The sequence below is a fragment of the Pseudoalteromonas sp. SG41-1 genome (genome assembly GCF_014164575.1).
Lineage (GTDB): Bacteria > Pseudomonadota > Gammaproteobacteria > Enterobacterales > Alteromonadaceae > Pseudoalteromonas > Pseudoalteromonas rhizosphaerae.
The window spans coordinates 53,502-76,235 of record NZ_JACJFL010000008.1 but is presented as its reverse complement, the minus strand read 5'-3'; the positions used below and the strand labels follow the sequence as shown (position 1 = coordinate 76,235).

The window sequence follows — 22,734 nt, the reverse complement described above, 5'->3', positions numbered from 1 at the left end:
ATGATAGTATTATATCAATTCGGGGGTGATTTTAGATGAAAGCCAAAACCTTACCGCCTCACAGCTGAAAACTATTATTACCCGTTGTGGTGAAGGTACTAAGTTAATTTGCTCTGGTAACCTTGCGCAAATAGATAGTAACTACTTAACTCCAGTTACTTCTGGTTTAACTTATATTGTGGAGCGCTTTAAAGATTTTGAAGGCAGCGCCACGGTTAACTTAAATGGTGTGGTGAGAAGCCGTTTAGCATCGTTTGCGGAAGAAAATTTATAACTTGCGCAGTCCCACTTGGCTCGCTAACCTTGTTGACAAATTTAGCGCCAAGCATCGGATTGTAGATTGAATTTTCTACCTTTAAAACATTACTATCGTTCACTGGCTGTGGCACTTATTGTGCCGCTGCTGGTGGCTTTTCTATTATGTTTACACTTATATAATATTAAATTAGATCGCGCCGTTGCTAAACGTGAAGCGGATTTTGCCAATATAGCAGCGCAAGTTGAGCATGCTATGAATGGTGCTGATGGCTTGATCAACACACTGTTCTCTTTATACGAGCAACCTTTGTCGTATCAATTTGAGCCGCAATGGCTTGAAGATATTAATCAGCAAGAGAATTATTATTACCGAAAAATCCCTGATGGAGGCGGTGAAATTGTCGGGCAAGGTAAGTTTTCGACCACTCCTAATGCGATAGCTCAATGGCAGCAAGTGATCGCCTTGGGACCTGCTTTTAATACCGCATTATCGTTAATTCAATCCTTATCGGCAGTTGCTTATGTTAATGAGCAAGGCTTTGTTTATATAAAACGTCGTCGTGATGAAGATAGCCTAATGTTAACTCAAGTATTGGATGGCCAGTTGCGCCCAGCACTGGCTGACAATTCACTGACATCAAGTGCGATAGTAGAGGTGGCTGGTAAAAATTACTTATCAATAGGGCGTGCGCGTGAGCAGGGCAGTGAAGATTATATTATTTTGATTTATGACTTATCGGCAGTATCGCAATGGCTAAAAAAAATATCGCCGCGCAGTGGCGAATATATATTTTTAAATAGTGCGCAGCACGTCATTATCAGCTCACTTTACGATATTGAAGAAGACACGCCATTAGCGGAGTATTGGCCTTCAGCTAAAGCGTCATTAGCAGAATTAGATAATCAGGGTAATCTCACTCTTTTACAAGCGCAAAAGCAGCTACCAATTTATGCGGGTTATTTTGCATCACATGATGAATTAGCCTCACCGATTGTAACTGATGTATTAATTGAACTTACTTTTTTGAGTATGTTTTTAGTGATGATGTTCAGTACCTTGTTATGGTTAAGCCAGCGTATTTTTGTGAAACCCATGACATATTTAATGGCGTATCTTGAGCAAAATGAGGAGCATTATAAAGATTATTCAAATTATCATATACCAGCAAACTGGCAGCCGTGGTTTAGCCGAATCAAGTGGGTACTTAACAAAAATCAGCAGTTGGTAAACTCATTGCAGCAGGCAAATAGTGAACTTGATGATCAAGTAAAAATAAAGACCCGTGAACTCGCACGCAGTTATGAGGCTAAAGAACGCCATTTAGCATTATTGAATACTATGCTCAATAGTGTGCCAGATCTTATTTATTTTAAAAACATTGATGGCTCATTCTTAGGATGTAATCGTGCTTATGAACAATACATAGGTATTGAGCAAGGGCAGTTAGTTGGTCAGCAGTTATGTGATATTAGTGATGATAATGGCCAGATCAGTGAATTAGAGCAACAAGTTTTAACAACCAAAATGAAAGCTGAGCAACGACTTGAAACCCAGCTACAAACCTTTCAATTAACCATCGCGCCATTTTATAACGATCAAAATCAGTTACTAGGTTCAATGGGAATTGGCCGGGATATAACCGCCCAACAACAAGCTCTTTTGGCATTAAAAGCGTCAGAGTCTAAGTTTCGCAGCGCCATAGAGTATGCAGCTAATGGGGTGATTTTACTTTCACTTGAACAGACCGTATTACAACTTAATCGAACTGCGCGAAAGATTTTTAAGATTGATAAAACTGAGCAGGATTTATTATTAGTGGATTTATTTCCACGGCAACAGTGGCAAGAAATAGCAACGCTTTTAGCTTTATTGCTGAGTGAGAAAAAGAAAGTTTACCATCTTACTTTAGGACAAGAAGAGCTAAATTGCTGGTGGCAGCTGAGTGTCTCTTTAGTATGGGATGAGCAACAAGCACCTTACTATTATGTTATTCATATTCAAGATGTCAGTGCATTGACTCAGGCCAAACAAGATGCCGAGCGGGCAACCGAGGCCAAAAGCCGATTTATTGCTAACTTAAGCCATGAAATACGCACGCCACTGCATGCTGTGACAGGCCTTATTGATATGGTAACTCAGCAAGGCTTAACAGCGCAGCAGCAACAGCATGCAGTTCAAGCAAAAAATGCTGCGCAAAGTTTATTAACCATGCTTAATCGAATGCTTGATTTTGCGCGAATCGAAAATAACCAAGTGCAATTAGACTTAGTTGATTTTGCTGTAGTTGCACTTGTTGACAGCTGCGAGAGTGTATTAATAGGGCTCTGCCAGCAAAAGTATTTGGCTTTTAATATCGATATTGATCCGCTAATTGCTCCGCAGTTAGTCGGCGATTACATTCGCTTACAGCAAGTGCTCGGTAATTTACTAACCAATGCCGTGAAATTTACTGAACATGGCAGTATCACTTTGAAAATAACAGCCGTTGAATTGACGCCAACAAAACAAACTCTGTGTTTTAAAGTGATTGATACCGGGATCGGTATTGATAAAGCTGATCAGAGTCGATTATTTGACGCATTTACGCAAGGCGACGAATCACTCACTCGCACCCATCAAGGCGTTGGTCTAGGGCTCGCTATAGTCAAACACGAATTGGCATTAATGGGAGCTGAAATTAAAGTTGTCAGTAATAAAGGCCAAGGTAGTGAGTTTTTCTTTACTATAACCTTTAATGTTGCCGCTCAAATCGACCCTATCGCCTGGCACAATACTTTAGTGATTCATTCTGAGCGGGGAATTAATTTACCTGCCGCATTAGCGCCATTAAAACCGCTAGAATTTTCTGAGTTAGCTGAATTAACAGACCACGCTGTATTAGCAGATTATCAGCGGATCATCATTAATGACGTTGATCTACCGAGAGTAATAACGCGAGACAATATAAAAACAGCATTGATGAGTAATAACACGCAGCTTTATGTTGTTAAAAATGCTCCAAATACTCCGCTGCCTACTCTTAAAGGTATGCAAATGTGCAGCGTGAAAAGTTCTGCATTAGTACAACGAATACAGCAAGTTGAGCCGGTATCTAAACGCCCTGATGTAAATCTGACAACGGCAGAGAGTAAACTCAACGTTGCGGGCTTACTAGTGTTAGTTATTGATGATAATCAGCTTAATTTAGATATTATTAGTAATATCTTAAGCCAAGCACATATTAATGTCATGACAGCAAATTCGGCGATGGCAGGGATAGATTTGGTTGCACAAGTCATGCCTGATCTGATCTTAATGGATATTCAAATGCCAGAAGTCGATGGGTTGCAAGCAACCGCTTTATTGCGACAACGTTATGATCAACAGCAATTACCTATTTTTGCGCTAACTGCGCATTGTGAAGCAGCTGACGAGCAACGCTCACTTGCAGTGGGTATGAATAAACATTTAACAAAACCAGTAGTTGCAGCGACGTTATTAGCGGCGATAAATGAGCTGAAAATTACCGGCGCTGTTTTTTATAATCATTCTTTTGCATTAGAACAATTCTCGGGCCATAATGATTTACTACAGGTTATGTTGGGTAAACTTGCTAAGTTGTGTGTAAGCCATCTGCAGCAATTAAAAGTGCCGATGCAAACAAAAGCGTTGGAACGATTAGTGCATAGTATTAAAGGTGTGTCAGGAAACCTTGGCTTTAATCGCCTAAGTGCTACCGCTCAGCAATTAGAAAGTAGACTACGTAAGACACCAGACGTAGGGCAAATATCCCTGAGTCAGTTAGAGTTCGAATTAGTACAAGTAAATAGATACATTCAAATACAAGGCTCAGTAAATGTTGAAGAAAGCCAAAATACTGATCGTTGATGACGACCCATTAAATCGATTAGTGTTGGAAAAAACATTAGCGAATGATCACGAAATATTTTTAGTTGAAAGTGGTGAAAAAGCCCTGACATTTGTTAAATCAACGGCGGTTGACTTAATTATACTCGATATTGTAATGCCCGGCATTAATGGCTATGAGGTATTAATTCAGTTAAAAGAAAATTCAACTACGCACGCTATTCCAGTTATCTTTATTTCAGCTAATACAAGCCATGATGATGAAGCGAAAGGGTTTGAATTAGGCGCAATGGACTATATTGCTAAGCCATTTAGTCCCGCAATAGTACGTGCACGAGTGCGTAATCAATTATTGATCAAGCAAAAAAATGATTTGTTAGAAATGCTCGCCTCAATTGATGGGCTGACAGAAATACCTAATCGGCGTTATTTAGATGAAAGCTTATCGCGAGAATGGCGTCGCAGCCGTCGAGCTGGTACACCGTTATCGGTGCTATTAATAGATATAGACCACTTTAAGCGTTACAACGATTGTTATGGCCACCGTGCCGGGGATGACTGCCTTAAACGTGTTGCACATGCATTAGTTGCAGCGTGTGAGCGAGGTACTGACTTTGTTGCGCGCTACGGCGGTGAAGAATTTGCTGCAGTATTACCCGACATCAACCAGTACGAGGCATTGGAATTTGCTAATAAACTCAGAGATGCTGTTAATGCGCTTGCTATACCGCATAAAGCATCACTCAATGCCGCTCACATTACGATAAGTATTGGGGTTGCTACAACTGAGTTTGGTCAAGTTTATGCTGAGCATATATTACTTGAAGAAGCCGATTTAGGTTTATATCAAGCTAAAGATAGTGGTCGCGATAAAATTATCGCTCGAGTTATTGACGCAAGTTAGTAAAGTCAGTTATTACAGCAAATAAAGAGTGAATATGCTCCACTCTTTACTGCTTTAGTTTTGTGTCTAAATGGCGCTAAGTGAATTATAAATACTATCACCCACACCAATCAGTTTTTCGTTTTTAAAGACCAGTGGAGTACATTCATCTTTTGTCATTTTTCCGTCAGAGTGAATACTATGGGTGGCATAAAATAGTACTTGGTATACATCACCGTCTTTTTTTAATAATTCTGTAAAGTCGGGAGTTTTTAATTTATTTAATACATTTTGATAGCTGGTATCTAAAGTGAGCCCCGAGATGCTTTCACGATTAAATTGATGATGTTCTTCCCAGCTTGAACTATTACCAGCCCAATGCGTTTCTGCTTCACCATCGGATACTGCAATTACACAACCAGTAAGAAGAGGGGCTGCAAGCGCGGCAATTAAAAGTACTTTTTTCATTATTTTATCCTGGATACTAAATATTGATTTTAATTTATCTATTAGCTAGCAAAGAACTAGCCAATATTTTATGTTATTTAAAATCAATGAATTAGATTTTTTTTGTAAGGTGGTGAATTATATTTAACCACCTTTTATAGCGTGACTAACTAAAAGTTAGTTGATTAGACCAGTCTATTTAAACTTTCACCTTGGCTAAATGCGCTAATATTTAAGCTGACTTGCTTTACTAAGCGAATGATTGACTCTTCACTGGCCCATGCAATATGTGGAGTCAGTATTAAATTATCACCACGATAAGCGGCCAATGGATTATCCTTCGCAGCTGGTTCTTTACTTAATACGTCAAATCCCGCTCCTGCAATTTGGTTATTGCTCAGTGCGTTGGCTAAATCAGCTTCATTAACGATACCACCGCGCGCGGTGTTAATTAAAATGGCATTGGGTTTCATCATAGCAAGTTCAGCAGCACCAATCAGATCACGACTTTCATCGGTTAAAGGGCAGTGTACACTAATAATATCAGCTGTTTTTATTGCTTGGTAAAATTCTGTTCGGCCCTCTCTAGTTACTTGGTTTTTACGCTCACTGATAATTACATTGGCACCAAAAGCACGTGCAACATCCGCAACAGCTTTACCAAGCGAACCATAACCGATAATTGCCAGAGTTTTACCTCCTATATCATTAAAACGGTAATCAAGGCGGCAGAACATCTCGCTTTGTTGCCATAACCCTTGTTGGCAATCAGCAATGTAGCGGTGAGTATTACCCAGTAAATTTGTGATCAGTGCAAAGGTATGTTGTACAACCGAAGGTGTTGAATACCCGGCCACATTGGTAACGGCAATGCCAAACTCTTTAGCGGCGACTAAATCAACATTGTTAGTGCCAGTTGCGGCTACACATATGAGCTTTAATTCAGGGAGTTTTGCCAGTGTTTCGCGATTAAGTACCACTTTATTGGTGATCAAGACATCAGCGCCTGCACTATGCGCTAATACTTGTGCTGGACTGGTTAGTGAATAACTAGTGAAGTTGCCAAGTTTTTGAAAAGGTTCAAGGGATGTGCCTGCAAGCGTAGCAGTATCGAGAAGAGTAATATTCATGAGCTTTCCTTATAATAAAAATTTATAAATGCTTGACCTTGGTGTGTACTCTAAGGTTTATACTCAGCATCAGTTGATAATATGTTAATTGGAGACGGTGATGAAAATAGGCGAATTTGCCAGTCAATTAGGTGTCTCTACAGATACCCTAAGGTACTATGAAAAGCATGCTGTGTTAACGCCTTCAGCGCGAACGCAAGCTGGTTATCGAGATTATAGCCAAACCGATCTTAAGCAAATGATGTTTATTTTGCGCGCTAAAAATGTTGGCTTTAGCTTGGCTGAGATCAAAGAACTATTACAAATTAAATTTAAAAAACATCAGCATTCTTGCCATGAAGTTAAAAACTTAACAATACAAAAGCGTGACTTAGTCGCAGAGCGTATTGCTGAATTAACACGTTTTCATCAATCATTATCCGTGTTAGCTGATAAGTGCTGCGGAGGCAAAGAGCCCGCAGATAACTGTTCGATATTAACCACTTTGGAGGACATTGATGGACTTAATCAATAATTTTTGGCAGTTATTTTTATTATCTGCACCTTGGTTAATGCTCGGTTTATTAATAGCTGGGTTATTAAATGTGTACTTACCGGCTGATTTCTTAAATAAACACTTGGGAAAAGAAGGTTTTTGGACGACTGTTAAAGCTGCTTTAATTGGCGCACCAATGCCATTATGTTCGTGCGGTGTAATACCTGCTGCAATTGGTTTAAGACGTGCAGGCGCTTCAAAAAGTGCTACCACTGCGTTTTTAGTATCGACGCCAGAAACAGGGGTTGATTCGGTGTCGGTATCGTATGTGTTACTAGGTCCTTTTATGGCAATAATTCGTCCAATAGCGGCGATTTGCAGTGCTATTGTCGCTGGTGTCTTAGTGGGGCGTGATGCTGAAAAAACGCAAACTACAGATCACATCAGTGAAGTTAATAATGAGCAAAAGCGAGCAACGACAATAAGTTGCAGCTCAACTAAACTAGCTACGGTCGAAGAGAAGATAAGTTGTTGTTCAACGAAATCAGCAGTGGTCGAAGAGAAGATAAGTTGTTGCTCAACGAAATCAGCAGCGGTCGAAGAGAAGGTTAGTTGTTGTTCAACTAAACCAGCAGCGGTTGAAGAGAAGATAAGTTGTTGCTCAACGAAATCAGCAGTGGTCGAAGAGAAGGTTAGTTGCTGTTCAACGAAACCAGCAGCGGTTGAAGAGAAGGCAAGTTGTTGCGATACATCAAGTGCAGCACCAGCCAGCCAATGGCAAAAGATGAAACAGGCAGTGAGTTTTAGCTGTAACAAATTGCTATCAGACACTATGAAGTGGTTAATGATTGGTTTGTTCTTTGCAGCCTTAGTGCAAACTTATGTACCAGAATCATTTTTAACCCAATGGGGCAGTGGTATTTTGGCTATGCTGGTGGTGATCGTGATTAGTATTCCCATGTATATTTGTGCGACCGCATCAACGCCGATTGCAGCTGGTTTGTTATTAAGTGGCGTAGCACCTGGCGCTGTTTTAGTCTTTATGTTGGCAGGTCCTGCCACTAATGTCGCGACGCTTGGCGTGGTTGCCAATGAGCTTGGTAAGCGTGCAGTGGTTGCTTATTTAGTTGGTGTAATAGGTGTCGCTTTGATATTTGGTTTTTTAACCGATTATTTAGTGGCTGAATTTGGCTTTGTTGTTACACCATTATTAGGTGATGAACATCAAGTGCTACCACATTGGTTAACCCTTCTCTGTGGTACTATTTTAGCACTGTTAATGGCGCGTTTAGTTCTTAAAGGAGCGTTTAGTAAATACCGCAGCACTGGTAAGAGCATTGCATAATTGAATGTTATTAAAAAGATTTTTAGCTGTTATAAAATATAAACAATGGACCAAATTAATGACTTAGTTCGCATTTTAGGTTGTCTGAGTTATAATCGCCTATAGAATATAAACGGTGCGCACGAGCGCACCGTTTTTTTAACTTTAAAGATGCAGTAATGAGTGAACCAGTGGACAAGTACGCAGATATAAGACCTTACAATGATGATGAAGTAGCCGCTTCGGTTGCACGCTTGATTGATGATAATGCGTTTATTGATGTAGTTGCAAAATATAACTTACCGCGTTTTTTATCAGCTGTACCCTTTTTATCTAGAACATTGGTAAAGTATCAGTTACGTAAAAAGTGGGGCGCTATCAACAGTGTTGAGCAAGTTCAACAAATCGTTGCTAAGTATTTAGCACAGCTGGTAAAACGCACCACAACTGAGGTGACCTTTTCTGGTTTGGATCAACTCGATCCAAAGCAAGCGTATTTGTTTATCTCAAATCATCGCGATATCGTACTTGATCCTGCTTTAATTAATTGGGGCTTATTCAGTCACAAAATGAAGACAGTCCGTATCGCCATCGGTGATAACTTACTGCAAATCCCTTATATCACCGAACTGATGCGTTTAAATAAAAGCTTTATTGTTAAGCGCTCAGTTAAAGCGCCAAAAGAAATGCTTAGAGCACTATCGCAGCTTTCAGCTTATATTTACGATTCGCTTGCTGGTGGTGATTCAATTTGGATTGCACAAAAAGAAGGCCGCGCTAAAGATGGCTTTGATCAAACAGATCCTGCGCTACTTAAAATGTTGCAGCTTAATGGTCGTAAGCAAAAGAAAGAGTTTGCTGAGTATGTACGTGAGCTAAAAATTGTACCAGTATCAATTTCATATCAATATGAACCTTGTGCAACAGCCAAAGCCAGAGAGCTTTATCATAAGCAGCATCATGGTAAATATGTAAAGTCAGCGGGTGAAGATATTGCCAGTATTGTTGAAGGTTTTAGTACCGCCAAAGGGCATGTTCATTTAGCATTTGGGCAACCAATTGAAGACGGGTGTGAATCACCAGAGCAGCTGGCAAAAACCATCGATGAGCAAATTATTGATTCGTTCTTTTTACACCCAGGAAATTATATCGCTGGTGGCTGTAAACAGGCGGTGATTAATAAAGCCGATGCTCAGGCATTTGAGATGCGTATGGCGCGTGTTCCAGATGAATTAAAACCTCTGGTGTTAGCTATGTACGCTAAGCCATTTCATCGTAAGGTTGAGTTTAATAGTAGCGAAAGCGGCCAATAACTAATGTAAAACATCTTCAAAAAAACCGTAATTAAGTTACGGTTTTTTTTCGTTTAAAAAACGGGCTATACTAAAGTTGTGTTTATTGGCCGATGTTTGTTATGCAACAAATTGAAATTTTTGAGATTCCAAGTCCTTGCAAAGGCATTTGCGAGGTAAATAACCGAGGCTATTGCAAAGGCTGCTACCGAAGTCGGGAGGAACGCTTTGGTTGGAATTCATTTTCAAACGTAGAAAAAAAGCAAGTCATTAGTTTGTGTCAACAGCGTTATAAACGTTACTTGCAAAAGCGCCAAGCACTTATCGCTAAGTCAGCACCATCGGAGCAGGGGGATTTTGGTTTTTAATCAAGATTATGTTTAGCCCTGAGTAAACGAACTGTGCCATTTTCATTGAGTTTATGCAGTTCCTTTTCAAGCTTAGGAATTAATGCGCTATGGCGTGAATGCAAAAAGTGATAGCTTTTTATTGGTGCCAGTATTTCAGTTTGAAATTGCTTAACATTAAACTGAGGGTGTTTAGTAGACAATAAAAAGTCGAGTAAAATCACACCTTGTACTTTACCTTGAGTGAGTAAATTAAGTTGAGCAGTGACGCTTTTCACCTTAATAATGTCACCAATAAAAGGGTGTTCGTTAAGGTAACTCTGCGCTGCAGGATAACCAACTTGAATGGCGATATTGTCTAGCTGCTCAAATGTACATTGTTGGCAGTTTTTTAATAGCACAAGGTTAAACTCAAATAGCGCAAAGTTAACCGGATGCAAGTTTTGATATTGTTGACTGATACTGGCCACTCGCCCTAATTGGCCATCAAGCGTGCCATTGTTCGCTGCAGATAAAGCGCTTTGGTGATTAAAGTCAATAATATGTACATCATAGCCAAGTTCCTTATATGCAAGGGTCATCAGCTCAATCACATAGCGAGCCTGTGGGGTATCGGCTGGGCGATTAAACAGCATATGTTGCGTGTTCGCTATAGTGCTCAGTGGCGTTAGTGAATAACAGAGCAATATGAGATAAAAAAAGCACTTAATCACAGCGTTTCCATATTAGGACTAAAAACGCCACCAATCTACGTTTAAAAGCTAAAAAGCGCAAGTTTAGCCGTGACTCTTTTAGGCAAATGTTTGTTATACTCTGGGCATTAATATGATTAGTAATAACTGGTAATTTATGTCGTTTAACTTATGCTTACTACCTCGTGAACAAAAATATCAAATTCAATTGGATTACGAGGCATCGTTTTGGGCTTATCAAATAAAGCGTGGTAAGAGTACTCGTGAGCAAATATACAATACAATTCATAGTCGGCCAGTGGCAGAGCAGATGTTTTTGAAGCAGCAATTTGAACAATATTTAGCGACGATGCAAAGTTAATGACGGCATTGCGTTTTGAATGCCTAGAGCCAATTAAAACCCCTTTAGTGAATAAGTTTTACGATCAATATAAAGCCCGAGGTCGGGTAACCAGACAAGATCAAGTGTGGGTTGTTTATAATGACTTAGTTATTGTCGCGGCATGCAGAATTCAAAATCGCAGTGATTATTTGTTTTTGTCTACCTTGCTGGTTGCACCTGCTTGGCGCGGTCAAGGAATTGCAAAAAAACTACTAATTCATACCTTGTCTAATCAAAATTCACTCGTTTATACATTTGCTTATAACTATTTAGCTGATTTTTATCAATCAATTGGCTTTAACTTTGTGTTAACATTGCCACCACCTTTAGATACACTCTTTACTGTCTATAAGCAACGAAATATCGTAGCTATGCAGTGCTAGTAAAAATAATTTGTTAAAACAACCACGTGGAAATTTAGATGGGTCAATGGTTTAAGGCTAGTGTGTTCTTTTTGTTAGCCGCCTTTGTTGTTGCTAGCCAAGCTACTATGGCGCAGGTAAAACGCTTATCGCCAAGTGAAGGTTTATCACAAAGCTATGTCAATACCATGTTGATAGATAAAAGCGGCTATCTTTGGTTGGCGACTGAAGGAGGCTTAAATCGTTACGATGGCTATCAGGTAGTACATATTGCAGGGCCAAACGGGGAATTAGATGAAGCAATTATTGACCTTATATATCAAGACCCGGATGGTTATATTTGGATTGCATCGTTAGTTGCAGGGCTGTTTCGCTATGATCCAAGTACCGATAGTTATCAACAATTTTTATCAAAACCCACCAGTGAAGAACAAGTCTTAAGTCAGTCTGTATTTAGTATGGTTGCCACCGATAATAAGTCATTATGGATTGGCCGTGGTTGGGACTTTGCTCGCCTTGATTTAGCGACGGGCCAAATTGAGACTATTTTTGAATTACCAGAGCGCACTCGTAATACCGTGATCCGCGATTTATTACATTACAAAGGTTATATCTTCATTGCCGCCAGTACTGGCGCATATGTCTATCATATAGCAACTGGGCAATACCGAAAATTAGAGCATTTAAGCACCGAGCCAGACCATGTGTATCAAAATTATATAAAGTCGTTTGCAATAGGCGAAAATGAGCAACTGTTAGTGGGGGCCGTACGTGGTTTATATCAAGTTGATATTAGTGATTTACCGAGTATGTTTGAGCGCCCAGATGTGCCTTTTAAAAATAAAACCATATTGAACGATCTTAATATTTGGAAAATAATAAATGACCATGGGGTGCTTGATTTAGGCACCGATAAAGGTTTATTTAGTCTCGATTTGAATAGCGGTGAGCTGACTAAAAATAATAGAGTAAAAGAAAGTAAATACTCACTGGCAGATCCAAGTGTTATCGATATTGTCAAAGATAGTAACGGCGCTATGTGGACAGCTACTAAAAGTGATGGGGCATTTTATTTACCTTATGATAATTATCATTTTGAAAATGTTAATGCCAGCATGCTCTCCGGTGATGGTTTATCGCACCCTTCTATTTGGGGCATAACCGAGTATGAAGATAAACTCTGGCTAGCAACTCATAATGGTTTAACTGCGGTTGATTTAAAAACTAATCAAGGGCAAGTGTTTTTAAAAGATTATCAAGCTGATTTGTTTACCACTGAATTTAATATCTACGCTATTTCTCCTTATAAAGATAAATTGTGGCTGCGTACTAATCGCGGGATTTTTAGTTTTGATCCGCATAGCTATGAAATTTTTCCTGCAACAACAGCCGACCCAAGCCAGCAACACCTGATCACAGGGTGGATACATGGCTCAGTATTGATGCCAAATGGTGAATTATTTTATGTTCATTCTGATCATGGCATGTTTGTTTATAATATCGACAGCCAAAAGATCACTCCTTTAGGTGGTGAATTTGAAAAGTTTGAACCGTTTTTAGCTTATGGTTTCTTACCGCCTTTATCTACCAAACCTGACTCCCCGTTATTTTATAATGCAGGGGTGCTTTATCAGGTTGATCCAAACTCATTTGCTTTAACAAAAATCTATACCGTGCCACAGCAACACGAAAATGTAGCCGTTAATGTAATGTCTTATATTGTTGATAATAATAATGTGCTGTGGATCACGTTATCGAATTTTGGCTTAATTGGTCTTGATGCATCGAATTACAAGCTGTTGTATACCATAGATTTAGATAAAAATAAGCTCGGCACCTTATTGTACGATATGGTGTTAGATGATGCTGGAATGATCTGGATGAGTAGTCATAAAGGGATCTGGCGATTAAATCCAGAAAACAAACATTTTCAGCAATTTACGACATCAGAAGGACTGGTCTCTACCGAGTTTAATAGTGGTGCATTTACGCGTTTAAAAACCGGCCAAATAGTCTATGGTACGTTAAAGGGATTTAGCTATTTTTACCCAAATGATAATCAACCTAGGCATGGTTTAATTGATCATGTAAATATAACCAGCATTGATTTGATGTCTCGTGAATTATCTACGGATCTTAAGCAACCAATAAAAACAATCACCTTAGAGCACGACGATATAGGTCTTGAAGTGGCTTTTTCGGCAATGGCATTTAACTACCAAGAACGTATTATTTATGAGTATCAACTCTCTGATGGGCAAAAGTCTTATACCCGTAATAATAACCGAGTGCTATTTCCAAAACTTAACCCCGGCAAATACCAACTAAAAATTTGGGCTAAAGATCCGCTTACTGGCGACTACACACAACCGGCAGTATTGGACATTGTGGTAAAATACCCGCTATGGCGCGCGCCTCAGTTTATAGTGCTTTACGCACTGGTGTTTTTTGGATTAGTTGCGTCTTGGATTATGCGTCGTAATCGAATTCAGCAATTATTATTAGCAGCCCATAGAGAAAGCCAAGAAAGTGAAGCGCGCTTAAAGTTAGCATTAGAGGGCAGTCGTTCAGGGGTTTGGGATTGGCAATCTTCAAGTCCAATCATTTATCAACCACGACTTAAAAATGAGCTGGGTTATGATGTTGAATCGGTTAATTTGGATGATTATTTAGCAAAAATACATCCTAAAGATAAACAACATTTTCGTATCGAATGGTTAGAATTTTTATCCACCGAGAAAGGCTATTTTAACTGCACCTATCGTTTACGCCATAAATTAGGCTATTGGCGCTGGTATAAAGACTTTGGCAAAGTGGTTGCTTGGCAAGGAAGTACACCCGAGAAAGTGGCCGGCACTTATACTAATATGACTCGTGAATTAGTGTTTGAAGAACATGCCCGTTTATTTGGCGCAGCATTTGAGCAAACCCGCGATTGGGTCTTTATTCTGGATAAAAGTTTACGTATTTTAGCTACCAACAAAGCACTGCAGAGCGCATTTAACTTTCCTGTTGATTATCGTTCTAGCTGCTCATTACACTTAGGGTTAAGTCGTGTTGTAAGGGTTAACTATTTACGTGTAATGAAGGAATTGCAAGCTGGTGAACATTTTTCTGCAGAAGATACCGTTTACTTAGCTAATGGTGAATCTCGCCATGTATTAATTAAAGTCAGTGCTGTGGCAGATACTGAACAACGCTTAGAAAGCTATGTGGTCATCCTCACTGATATTAATGCGCAAAAGTTAGCTGAAAATGAATTGTTTTTATTAGCAAATTACGACAGTTTAACGGGGTTACCAAATCGTACTTTATTTAATGACCGAGTTGAACACGCACTTGAACAGGCAAAAGGCCAAAATTCAAAAGTAGCGTTACTCAATATTAATATCAAACGTTTTAAGTATTTTAATGACTCGCTAGGGCATGAAGCTGCCGATGAGATAATAAAGGCGGTGGCACTGCGGATCAAATCGCGTGTACAGGCCAAAGATAGTGTAGCCCGTTTTAGCGGTGATGAATTTATGTTGTTAGTCGAGGGCATTCAACAAATCGAAGAGGTTGTTTTACTGTGCGTTAAGTTGATGGCTAGCTTAAATGACAACATCATTATTAACAACCAAGCGATTAGTGTCAGTTTAAGTATTGGCGTGGCGATTTCGCCTGATGATGCACTCAGTGCTAAAAGTTTAATTAAAGCGGCTGATATTGCACTGTATCATTCGAAAAAGAGCTTGGAAGGTTGTTATCAATTTTATAAACAAGAAATGAATCAGCATGTACAACGCTCTCTGCATTTAGAATCACAATTAACTCAAGCCTACCAAAATCATGCGTTTTGTAATCATTACCAAGTGATTGTTAATGCTAAAACTCATCAGGCCGAAGGGCTGGAAGTATTGCTGCGTTGGCCAGAAAATAACAGCTATGAAACGCAAGAGTTTGCGCTTGCTGCTGAGAGTATCGGTTTGATCACAAAAATTATGTTGCAAACCTTAGCTAGAGCGTTGATTGAACTTAAACAGTGGCAGTTACAAAAGCCTGACTTGTATGTGTCTATTAACCTGTCTGCACTGGATTTTGAGTATAAAAATTTAGTTGATGAAATTCGCAGTGCGCTAATTAATGCTGATGTATCAGCCAGCTCTGTGGTGTTTGAAATTACAGAATCAGTGCTGATGCATGATTCACCGCAAGCGTTAAATAGCATGTCAAAGTTGAAGCAACTAGGTTGTCGCTTATATATGGATGACTTTGGTACAGGTTATGCTTCACTCACTTATTTAAAGCGCTTTCCGATCGATGTACTGAAAATTGATCGCAGTTTTGTAACTGATATTGGTATAGATAGTGACGATGAAGCGATTATTCAGTCAACGCTTGCATTGGCGAAAAGCTTAGGTAAAGAATGCGTCGCAGAAGGCGTTGAAACTAAGCAGCAGCTTACCTTTTTGCGCAACTTAGGCTGTAATTTATTTCAGGGCTATTTATTCAGTAAACCAATCCCAGGTGATGATGTAAGCGCATTATTAAATAAAGACTGGCAGTCGTTGTTGAATGAAGACTAATGCTAGCTAGAGTTTTATTAAATGGTGAAAATATCAGTGCCGAGTTTATAAATGGTTACTTTTTTGAATTTTTAAGCTTAACTTGTTTTAGCAAAAAAATAACTATTATGAATCAAGGAAGTTATGAAGCCTGAGAAGCCTACTATTATGGATATGTCCGAATTTAAGCCATCAGCGAGATGTCCTAATTGTAATTTGATTATGTACTTAGGAAACAGGTGCCCGCATTGTGATTATTTGCTCAGTCATACGGAGCAAAAAACTCAAAGAGAATTTTGGCTTAAAGTTCGAAATACTGGCTATATAAAAGGTATGGTCTTCTTTGCTTTCTTCTTTTTTATAGCTTGGGTTTTATTTGCTGAGTCATAACGTTTTTGAGACTCAACACTACAATTAAACCAATCGCGGTGTTGATGCCCTAAACAGTTGAAATTTTAACTAGAAGCTATATCTAGTCTTGGCGTTCACCGCAGTGACGACAATAAAGGTTTTTAGTGCGTGCACTAAGTTGAGACTTAATTGCTTTGTTTGCTTCTTGCTTACTTAAACCAAGCTTACAGCGCAAATTCTCTAGATGCTCCAGTTGCGCATCATCTAGTTTGCCATCTAGCTCGCCATCATGCAGACATTCATGCACCGCATCACTAAACATGATCCTACGCTTACGTAGCTGTTCAGAGAAACTCGAAGCTAATAAGCCGGTGGGTATTGCTACCATTCCCATACTCAGTAACGTGATCACGCCGCCAAAAAAACGCCCTAGCGGTGTTACTGGCACAACGTCACCATAACCTACAGTGGTCAGCGTTGCCATTGCCCACCACATTGCCGCAGGAATGGAGCCAAATTTATCCGGTTGTATATCGTGTTCAATTAAATAAATTCCGCAGGAAGCTAAAATTAGCACCACTGCCATTATAAAGAATGCGGCCAAAAGCGAACTGCTTTCATCACGAAATGATTGTAAAAGTAGCTGCATTGCTCGTGAGTAACGAGTGAGCTTAAAAACACGTAGGAGTCTGAGCACTCTTAAAAAACGTAAATCAAAAGTGATAAACATCATTAAGAGCGTGGGCAGGATTGCCATGAGATCAATTAAGGCTAAAGGAGAGAGTAAATATTTTAAACGGCGTTGAAAATTACCACAGTCTAGACTTTTGTACTCGGCACGTTCTACGCATGACCAAAGGCGAAGTAAATACTCGATGGCAAAAATACTAACCGAGACAAGCTCAAGTATTAAAAATTCATACTTATATTGCTGAGCCAAACTGACCACGGATTCAAGCACAATTGCAATCACATTAATCATTATCAGCGATATTAGAAATATATCGATGTAATGACCAGTCTTACGGTACTCCCCATTACCTTCAAAAAATAGCGCTGTGCGTTTACGTAAATTATTCAAATTAAATCCGTGTTCTTTTAAAAATAATACTGGTTTAGAGTTTAGCTTATAGCGACTATTCAAAGGCTATAAATATGGTTATGTCAGATTGTACATTGTCGTATTGAGTGTGCATATAAGCGGTAAAAACTTGTAATGTAGAATTAAAACGTGCATTACAAACTATCGGAATAAGATGTGATTATTTTTTTCTTAATACCCGAGCTCGAAATATTAGGTGTTTGTGGTGCAAACATGACATCAATATCGTACGCTTGTAATGCATCAGCGGCTTCATTCCAGCGCTCACTATTTTGCCATTGCCCGCCAACAACCACCTTATTTACTCCCCATGCTTGTATCCATTTACAAGTGCTCTGAGTCTTTACTATTGGACTTGGCACTAAGGCAACGTGATCCACGATCGCCAGTGCGCTTATAATCGCCATTCTTTCATGCTGATTAATGATCGGAAACGTATTTTTATTTTCAAAGCATAAGTCATCTGACGCAACCGCAACAAACAGTTCGCTTCCTTGTGCTTTAGCAAATTTTAAATAATTTAAATGACCAATATGAAATAAGTCAAATACACCAAGAGCCAAACAGCGCGTATTATGACTGCTTTTATTATCTGAATTTAAGCTATGTATTTGTGAGTTTAGAGTCATGTAGGCATACTTTCGGCTTTATCGGTTAATTTTTTTATTAATTCGTCGTTATTATCAAAAAAAGTAAGTTGGTTTAATATGTGTTTTAATTTCCCCCATTCACTCATTAAGCATAACTTATAAAGCCTTGAATACACAAAGCACTGTGTTAATAACGAGAATGAGCGAATATTTTTTGCGCATAAAATAGTATCAAAAAGAGGGTCGGGTGTTTGCCAATCTCCATAAAGCGCACTTAATATCAGTTCAGGTTGTGCTAGATGCCATACGTTGCCAAAGGGAGTTGTTTTTTCTACTAAATTTAAGGTTGGATATTGTGTAATTCTATTCCACTCAAAGGGAATATCACTCATCCAAAGCCCACAAATAGTTTGTTGGTTGGCGGTATCAACACCAAAGCCACAAATGTCCAAGGTCACTCCATCTGGGTGAGCAAAGCATCGTGGGTTAATTAAGTCATAAGAGCGCATATGTTCATGCCAGCCTTGGCTTTTTAAAAGTGTAATAGCCTGCTCCATTTGCCCCCAATCAACTCCAATATCAATATCTTTATCAAAAGGGAGAATTGCACCTTCGCGTATGATGCCCAATAAGCTACCTGCTGTGGCAAAGGATTTAATGTTTTCTTGGCGTAAAAGGGCAAGGGTTTTCCATAGCAAGGCCTCATGTATTTTGGTATCGAATTCAACTTTTGGTTGTTGTTTGTAGCTATGGATGGGTGGAGTGTCTAAAAACATCTCTAATGCATGGCGATATTGTGCAACCGCTAAGGGAAGCTCACGTGCTTGTTGGTAGCACATACCTAAGGTATAACTAAGCTCACTTGAAGCTGGGTGTGCTGCCATGCAAGCTATTAATGGCGCTATGTGATTTTTTGCTGTGCCCTCTATCAGTGCTATTTCGGTCAAATAACGATGTGCAATCAAAGATGAGTGGTCTTTGCTCAGTACATATTTAAATTTTGCCTGCGCTAATTGGTATTGGTTTTTTTGGTATAACTCAATGCCTTTTATTAACTCTGTATGTATTATGCTCAATTGATTATTTTCCGTAGATATAAATAAAAATCACAGTTCTTTCACAATAGAACATGTTCTTAATAATGTATTGTTTTTAATGCTTACAGGTAGAGTGCAGCTTGGGGCAATAATGACTCTATTAAGGTCTAAGTTGCGGCGGAAGTATAATAAAAATTGTTCAATTTCTTCCGTTTTAAGTGGGCGCGGTAATAATAATTTATCCAATAGCCCTACAAATGTAATATCAGGGAAGCTAGTGAGCAAAGCTTTTATAGATACCACATCGTGGCAGTCATCAATTGATAGTAAAGAGAACCTGTTACTATCTAGGTAATCAAAATAAATGGAAGAACTGCAATGATAGTGAAGAAGGTGGTTTTGATGTGTTAACTGCGCTATGCATTGTTCATCATAAGGCGCTACAAGTGTTTTAAATTGCTGATAACTGCAAAATGCACCACAAGCATGAAAGCTGCAGTAGTAAATTCTAACATTTTTAATTAATAGTAAAGCTTCAATATATTGTGCTGTTATATCACTTAATAAAGATAACATCTTTTTGTAAGGTGCGCGCTCTAACTCGGCTGCAGTTAATGTACCCGCAAGCATTGAATTTAAATGATAAAGCGGAGAGTAAACCGTTGCAAAACACAGTTTATTCTCATTGCTAAAGTGCTCGCTAACACGTTTATGTGCTTCAATATTTATGAGTAGTTGCGGACAATCGTTTAATTCTTTAGGGCTTTTTTTATCATCTAACAAAGCTGATAAACTATGGGGGTAGCTGTTTTTTTCAACTGTTCCTAATGGGTTATGTTTGAAGTGCCGTTTAATGCCAAATGCGCTACATACACTATTACTATTACAGCTCAGTTTTATAAAGCAATGATCATGAATATCTTGGTATCTAATAACTGACTTTGCTAGTAAGTCAGCATCTAAGTCGATATTAGGCCAGTGTTTCCAGCTCGTTACTTTCAACTATAGTCCCTTATAACTTCAGTACCATGTTTATACTGCCTTCTTCAAAGTCGCGGCTGATCTTAAAGCCTAGTTTTCGGGCTAATTCAATCATTCCGGTATTTTCCGGCAGGGTGATACCCTCAATAAATTGTACGCCTTGGCTTTGACAATACTCAATAGCGGCGCGCATTAATAAGCCACCTAAGCCAAGGCCTTGGCAGTTTGAGCGTACTACTATAGCAAATTCGGCATGCACTTTATCTGGGTCCATTAACACCCGAGAGACGCCAAGCGTGGCGTTGTCTTGAGTGATAATAAACGCCATTTCACGATCGTAGTCAATTTGCGTCATTTTAGCGAGTTGATCGTGGTTAAATTGCGGCAGCTCACCAAAAAAGCGCTTGTAGCGATCTTCTTTGCTGAGAGATTGATCAAACTCTTGGTGCGCCTGTTCATCTTCTGGCTTTATTGGTCTGAGTGTCGCAAGGGTATTATTTTTAAGCGTCACTTGTTTAACCAGCTCAATTGGGTAAGGGCGAATAGATAAGCGTTTACGATGTGATTGTACTTGGTAGTGACTCAGGGTCATGGTGGCATCAAGCACCAAAAACTGGCCATTACTGGCTAAAATAGGATTTAACTCAAGCGAAGTTATATCGGGTTGATCAATTACCAGTTGTGAAATTCGCGTAAGCAATGCACACAGGCGATACTTATCAACTTTCTCAGGCAAAATGCGATCTTTAAGCACGCCTTTATCATGCGCCGCAGCAATTAAATATTTTGCTAAGTTCATATTCAAAGGTGGTAAAGCAACCGCTGCTTGAGCAAACTCTAGACCTGTGCCGGCTTCTCCTAGAAGTATTACAGGACCAAAATTAGACTCAGTTTTTACGGCAATGCGTAGTTCATTGGCCCCCGCTCTGGGAGCCATTTTTTGTAGCGAAAAACCTTCAATAATCGCATCAGGGTAGGTGTTTCTTATTCTTAATAACATTGCAAAAGCGGTTTGCTCAACTTCTTGTGCGTCATTGAGATTAAGTACTACACCACCGACTTCTGATTTAGATGGAATGCTAGGGCTGATCAGTTTCAGTGCCACAGGAAAGCCTAGCTCTATGGCTTGCTCTTTTGCTTCTGTCGGCGTGTATGCGACCTCGGTTTGAATACATTCAACGCCATAGTGAGCGAGTATTTGGCTGGCTTGATGGGTGGATAGATAGCTTTGCTGCTCTGCTAAAAACTCATTCACGAGCGCTTTTGCTGCGTGTTTATTGATTTTAGCGTCATCTGTGTTTGACTCTGGAGTTTGGGTTAAATGTTTTTGATTACGGCGATAACTTACTAAGTGCATAAAGGCACGTACTGCGCCCTCAGGGGTGCGATAAGTAGGAATGCCGTAGTTGCTACATACACGACGGGCGGCATAGGCGGCATCTTCGCCCATAAAATTTGTGATCACATAAGGACGCGCCATTTTCGGTAGTTTATTCAACGTTTCAGCGATAATTAATGCATAGTCTTCACTTGGCGCAAGGGCCGATGGCGTGTGAATGATGAGTAGATTTTTTACTTCCTTAGCATGCAATAAAATTTCCAGTGCTTGTTGGTAGCGTGCCGGAACTGAGTCACCAAAAATGTCCACCGGATTAGAGGTCATATCCGATTGTGGGATCACTTTATTGAGCGCCGCACGGGTTTCTTCACTTAATTGTGTCAGCTTACCAGAACTTTGTAATAAGCTATCAACGGCCATTACGCCGGGGCCGCCGCCATTGGTTAAAATGGTGAGTTGTTCCACCTTTAATAATTTAGGATGCATGGCCAGTGTTTGTGTAGCAGCAAACAGTTCAGTTAAATCATTTACCCGTAACATACCTGCGCGTTGGAAGAGGGCGTCATACACCGCATCTGAACTTTGCTTGCCGCCAGTGTGAATTTCGGCAGCAAGTGCTCCAGCCGCTGTTTTACCTGTTTTAATGGCGATCACCGGTTTACTAAACGCAGCGGCACGAGCAGCTGAAATAAAGCTGCGGATATTCTCAATGTTATCGATGTACAGCAAAATAGCCTTCGTTTTTGCATCGCGACCTAAAAAGTCGAGTAGTTCAGCAAAGTCGATATCTAAACAATCTCCCACAGAGACAAAGTATGAAAAGCCAATTTCTTTATGTTTTGCCCAATCTAAAATAGTGGAGCACACAGCAGCTGACTGTGAAATAAACGCTAATTTACCAGGGCTTGCGATAGTGTGAGAAAAACTCGCATTGAGGCCAATATGGGGGATCAATAAACCCAAACAATTAGGGCCAAGTAACGATACTTTGGCATGTTTAGCGGCTTCTTGCAGTGCTGTTTTTTGTTCATGATTGAGTCCGGCTGCGATCACAATCGCATTTTTACAGCCAAACTCTCCCAGCTCTGCAATGATATTAAGTAGAGTGTGTTTGTTCGTACAAATAACTGCAAGGTCCGGTATTTTCGGTAGCGCCGCAATAGACGGGTAGGCCAACACGCCATGTACGGCGCTATTAGTCGGGCTTACTGGCATGATAGGGCCGTTAAATCCGCCTTGTAATAAGTTGCGCATTACTACAAATCCTGCTCGGGAAACGTTATTCGATGCACCAATCACGGCAACCGAAGTCGGATTGAAAAACTGACTAATGCGTTTTACACTCATG

General features: G+C 39.7%; 17 protein-coding genes and 1 pseudogene. 10 read left to right on the top strand and 8 right to left on the bottom strand.

Annotated elements, in window-relative coordinates:
- Window positions 1–16: 16 nt before the first annotated feature.
- From H5203_RS07500 to H5203_RS07490, 3 genes and pseudogenes are all read left to right on the top strand, one after another.
- Window positions 17–274, top strand: a pseudogene (locus H5203_RS07500) (PhoH family protein); the annotation flags it as partial.
- 66 nt (window positions 275–340) lie between these two features.
- Window positions 341–4,126 (top strand): PAS domain-containing hybrid sensor histidine kinase/response regulator, encoded by a 3,786-nt coding sequence (locus H5203_RS07495; protein WP_182819544.1) that lies wholly within the window; start codon window positions 341–343, stop codon window positions 4,124–4,126.
- Complete coding sequence (locus H5203_RS07490; protein ID WP_145234892.1) at window positions 4,095–5,009, top strand: diguanylate cyclase; 915 nt, start codon at window positions 4,095–4,097, stop codon at window positions 5,007–5,009. Before H5203_RS07495 ends, H5203_RS07490 begins: the two co-directional genes overlap by 32 nt.
- Window positions 5,010–5,075: 66 nt before the next feature.
- Here H5203_RS07490 and H5203_RS07485 read toward each other — a convergent pair whose 3' ends face one another.
- Together H5203_RS07485 and H5203_RS07480 are read right to left on the bottom strand one after the other, a co-directional pair.
- A complete protein-coding gene (locus H5203_RS07485) occupies window positions 5,076–5,456 on the bottom strand; it encodes a DUF3192 domain-containing protein (protein WP_182819543.1) in 381 nt (126 codons plus the stop codon).
- A 164-nt stretch (window positions 5,457–5,620) separates the two neighbouring features.
- Window positions 5,621–6,565, bottom strand: a complete 945-nt coding sequence (locus H5203_RS07480; RefSeq protein ID WP_182731331.1) for a D-2-hydroxyacid dehydrogenase — start codon at window positions 6,563–6,565, stop codon at window positions 5,621–5,623.
- Window positions 6,566–6,665: 100 nt separating this feature from the next.
- Here H5203_RS07480 and zntR point away from each other — a divergent pair, with 100 nt between their 5' ends.
- The 4 genes from zntR to H5203_RS07460 all read left to right on the top strand — a co-directional run bounded on the left by zntR (window position 6,666) and on the right by H5203_RS07460 (window position 10,024).
- On the top strand, window positions 6,666–7,079 hold the full coding sequence (gene zntR / locus H5203_RS07475; RefSeq protein ID WP_182819542.1) for a Zn(2+)-responsive transcriptional regulator: 414 nt from the start codon (window positions 6,666–6,668) through the stop codon (window positions 7,077–7,079).
- A complete protein-coding gene (locus H5203_RS07470; protein ID WP_182759610.1) occupies window positions 7,063–8,385 on the top strand; it encodes an SO_0444 family Cu/Zn efflux transporter in 1,323 nt (440 codons plus the stop codon). Before zntR ends, H5203_RS07470 begins: the two co-directional genes overlap by 17 nt.
- A 158-nt stretch (window positions 8,386–8,543) precedes the next feature.
- A complete protein-coding gene (locus tag H5203_RS07465; RefSeq protein WP_145234899.1) occupies window positions 8,544–9,677 on the top strand; it encodes a 1-acyl-sn-glycerol-3-phosphate acyltransferase in 1,134 nt (377 codons plus the stop codon).
- Between the two features lie 101 nt (window positions 9,678–9,778).
- Window positions 9,779–10,024 (top strand): DUF1289 domain-containing protein, encoded by a 246-nt coding sequence (locus H5203_RS07460; RefSeq protein ID WP_145234900.1) that lies wholly within the window; start codon window positions 9,779–9,781, stop codon window positions 10,022–10,024.
- On the opposite strand, the gene H5203_RS07455 is transcribed toward H5203_RS07460, so the two are convergent.
- On the bottom strand, window positions 10,021–10,638 hold the full coding sequence (locus H5203_RS07455) for a transporter substrate-binding domain-containing protein (RefSeq protein WP_145234901.1): 618 nt from the start codon (window positions 10,636–10,638) through the stop codon (window positions 10,021–10,023). The two genes, H5203_RS07460 and H5203_RS07455, sit on opposite strands and share 4 nt — an antisense overlap.
- Window positions 10,639–10,852: 214 nt before the next feature.
- Between H5203_RS07455 and H5203_RS07450 the strand changes: the two genes are divergently transcribed.
- Genes H5203_RS07450 through H5203_RS07440 form a run of 3 tightly spaced genes read left to right on the top strand, consistent with a single transcriptional unit; the run spans window position 10,853 to window position 16,007 of the window.
- Window positions 10,853–11,056, top strand: coding sequence for a DUF3283 family protein (locus H5203_RS07450; RefSeq protein ID WP_064667173.1), 204 nt, complete (start codon window positions 10,853–10,855; stop codon window positions 11,054–11,056).
- Window positions 11,056–11,460, top strand: a complete 405-nt coding sequence (locus tag H5203_RS07445) for a GNAT family N-acetyltransferase (RefSeq protein WP_182819541.1) — start codon at window positions 11,056–11,058, stop codon at window positions 11,458–11,460. The genes H5203_RS07450 and H5203_RS07445 overlap by 1 nt, the downstream gene beginning before the upstream one ends.
- A gap of 38 nt (window positions 11,461–11,498) precedes the next feature.
- A complete protein-coding gene (locus H5203_RS07440) occupies window positions 11,499–16,007 on the top strand; it encodes an EAL domain-containing protein (RefSeq protein ID WP_182819540.1) in 4,509 nt (1,502 codons plus the stop codon).
- Between the two features lie 451 nt (window positions 16,008–16,458).
- Here the strand turns inward: H5203_RS07440 and H5203_RS07435 are convergent, their stop codons facing one another.
- The 5 genes from H5203_RS07435 to H5203_RS07415 form a co-directional block, all read right to left on the bottom strand.
- Entirely contained in the window at window positions 16,459–17,418 is a 960-nt protein-coding gene (locus tag H5203_RS07435; protein WP_145234904.1) for an ion transporter, read from the bottom strand.
- 155 nt (window positions 17,419–17,573) lie between these two features.
- Window positions 17,574–18,068, bottom strand: coding sequence for an adenylyltransferase/cytidyltransferase family protein (locus H5203_RS07430; RefSeq protein ID WP_182734555.1), 495 nt, complete (start codon window positions 18,066–18,068; stop codon window positions 17,574–17,576).
- Complete coding sequence (locus H5203_RS07425) at window positions 18,065–19,105, bottom strand: M48 family metallopeptidase (protein ID WP_145234906.1); 1,041 nt, start codon at window positions 19,103–19,105, stop codon at window positions 18,065–18,067. Before H5203_RS07425 ends, H5203_RS07430 begins: the two co-directional genes overlap by 4 nt.
- Before the next feature lie 30 nt (window positions 19,106–19,135).
- Window positions 19,136–20,068 carry a uroporphyrinogen decarboxylase family protein gene (locus H5203_RS07420; RefSeq protein ID WP_182819539.1) on the bottom strand — a complete coding sequence of 311 codons (933 nt, stop codon included), beginning with the start codon at window positions 20,066–20,068 and terminating at the stop codon, window positions 19,136–19,138.
- 10 nt (window positions 20,069–20,078) lie between these two features.
- Entirely contained in the window at window positions 20,079–22,733 is a 2,655-nt protein-coding gene (locus tag H5203_RS07415; protein ID WP_182731337.1) for a bifunctional acetate--CoA ligase family protein/GNAT family N-acetyltransferase, read from the bottom strand.
- Window position 22,734: the final 1 nt, after the last annotated feature.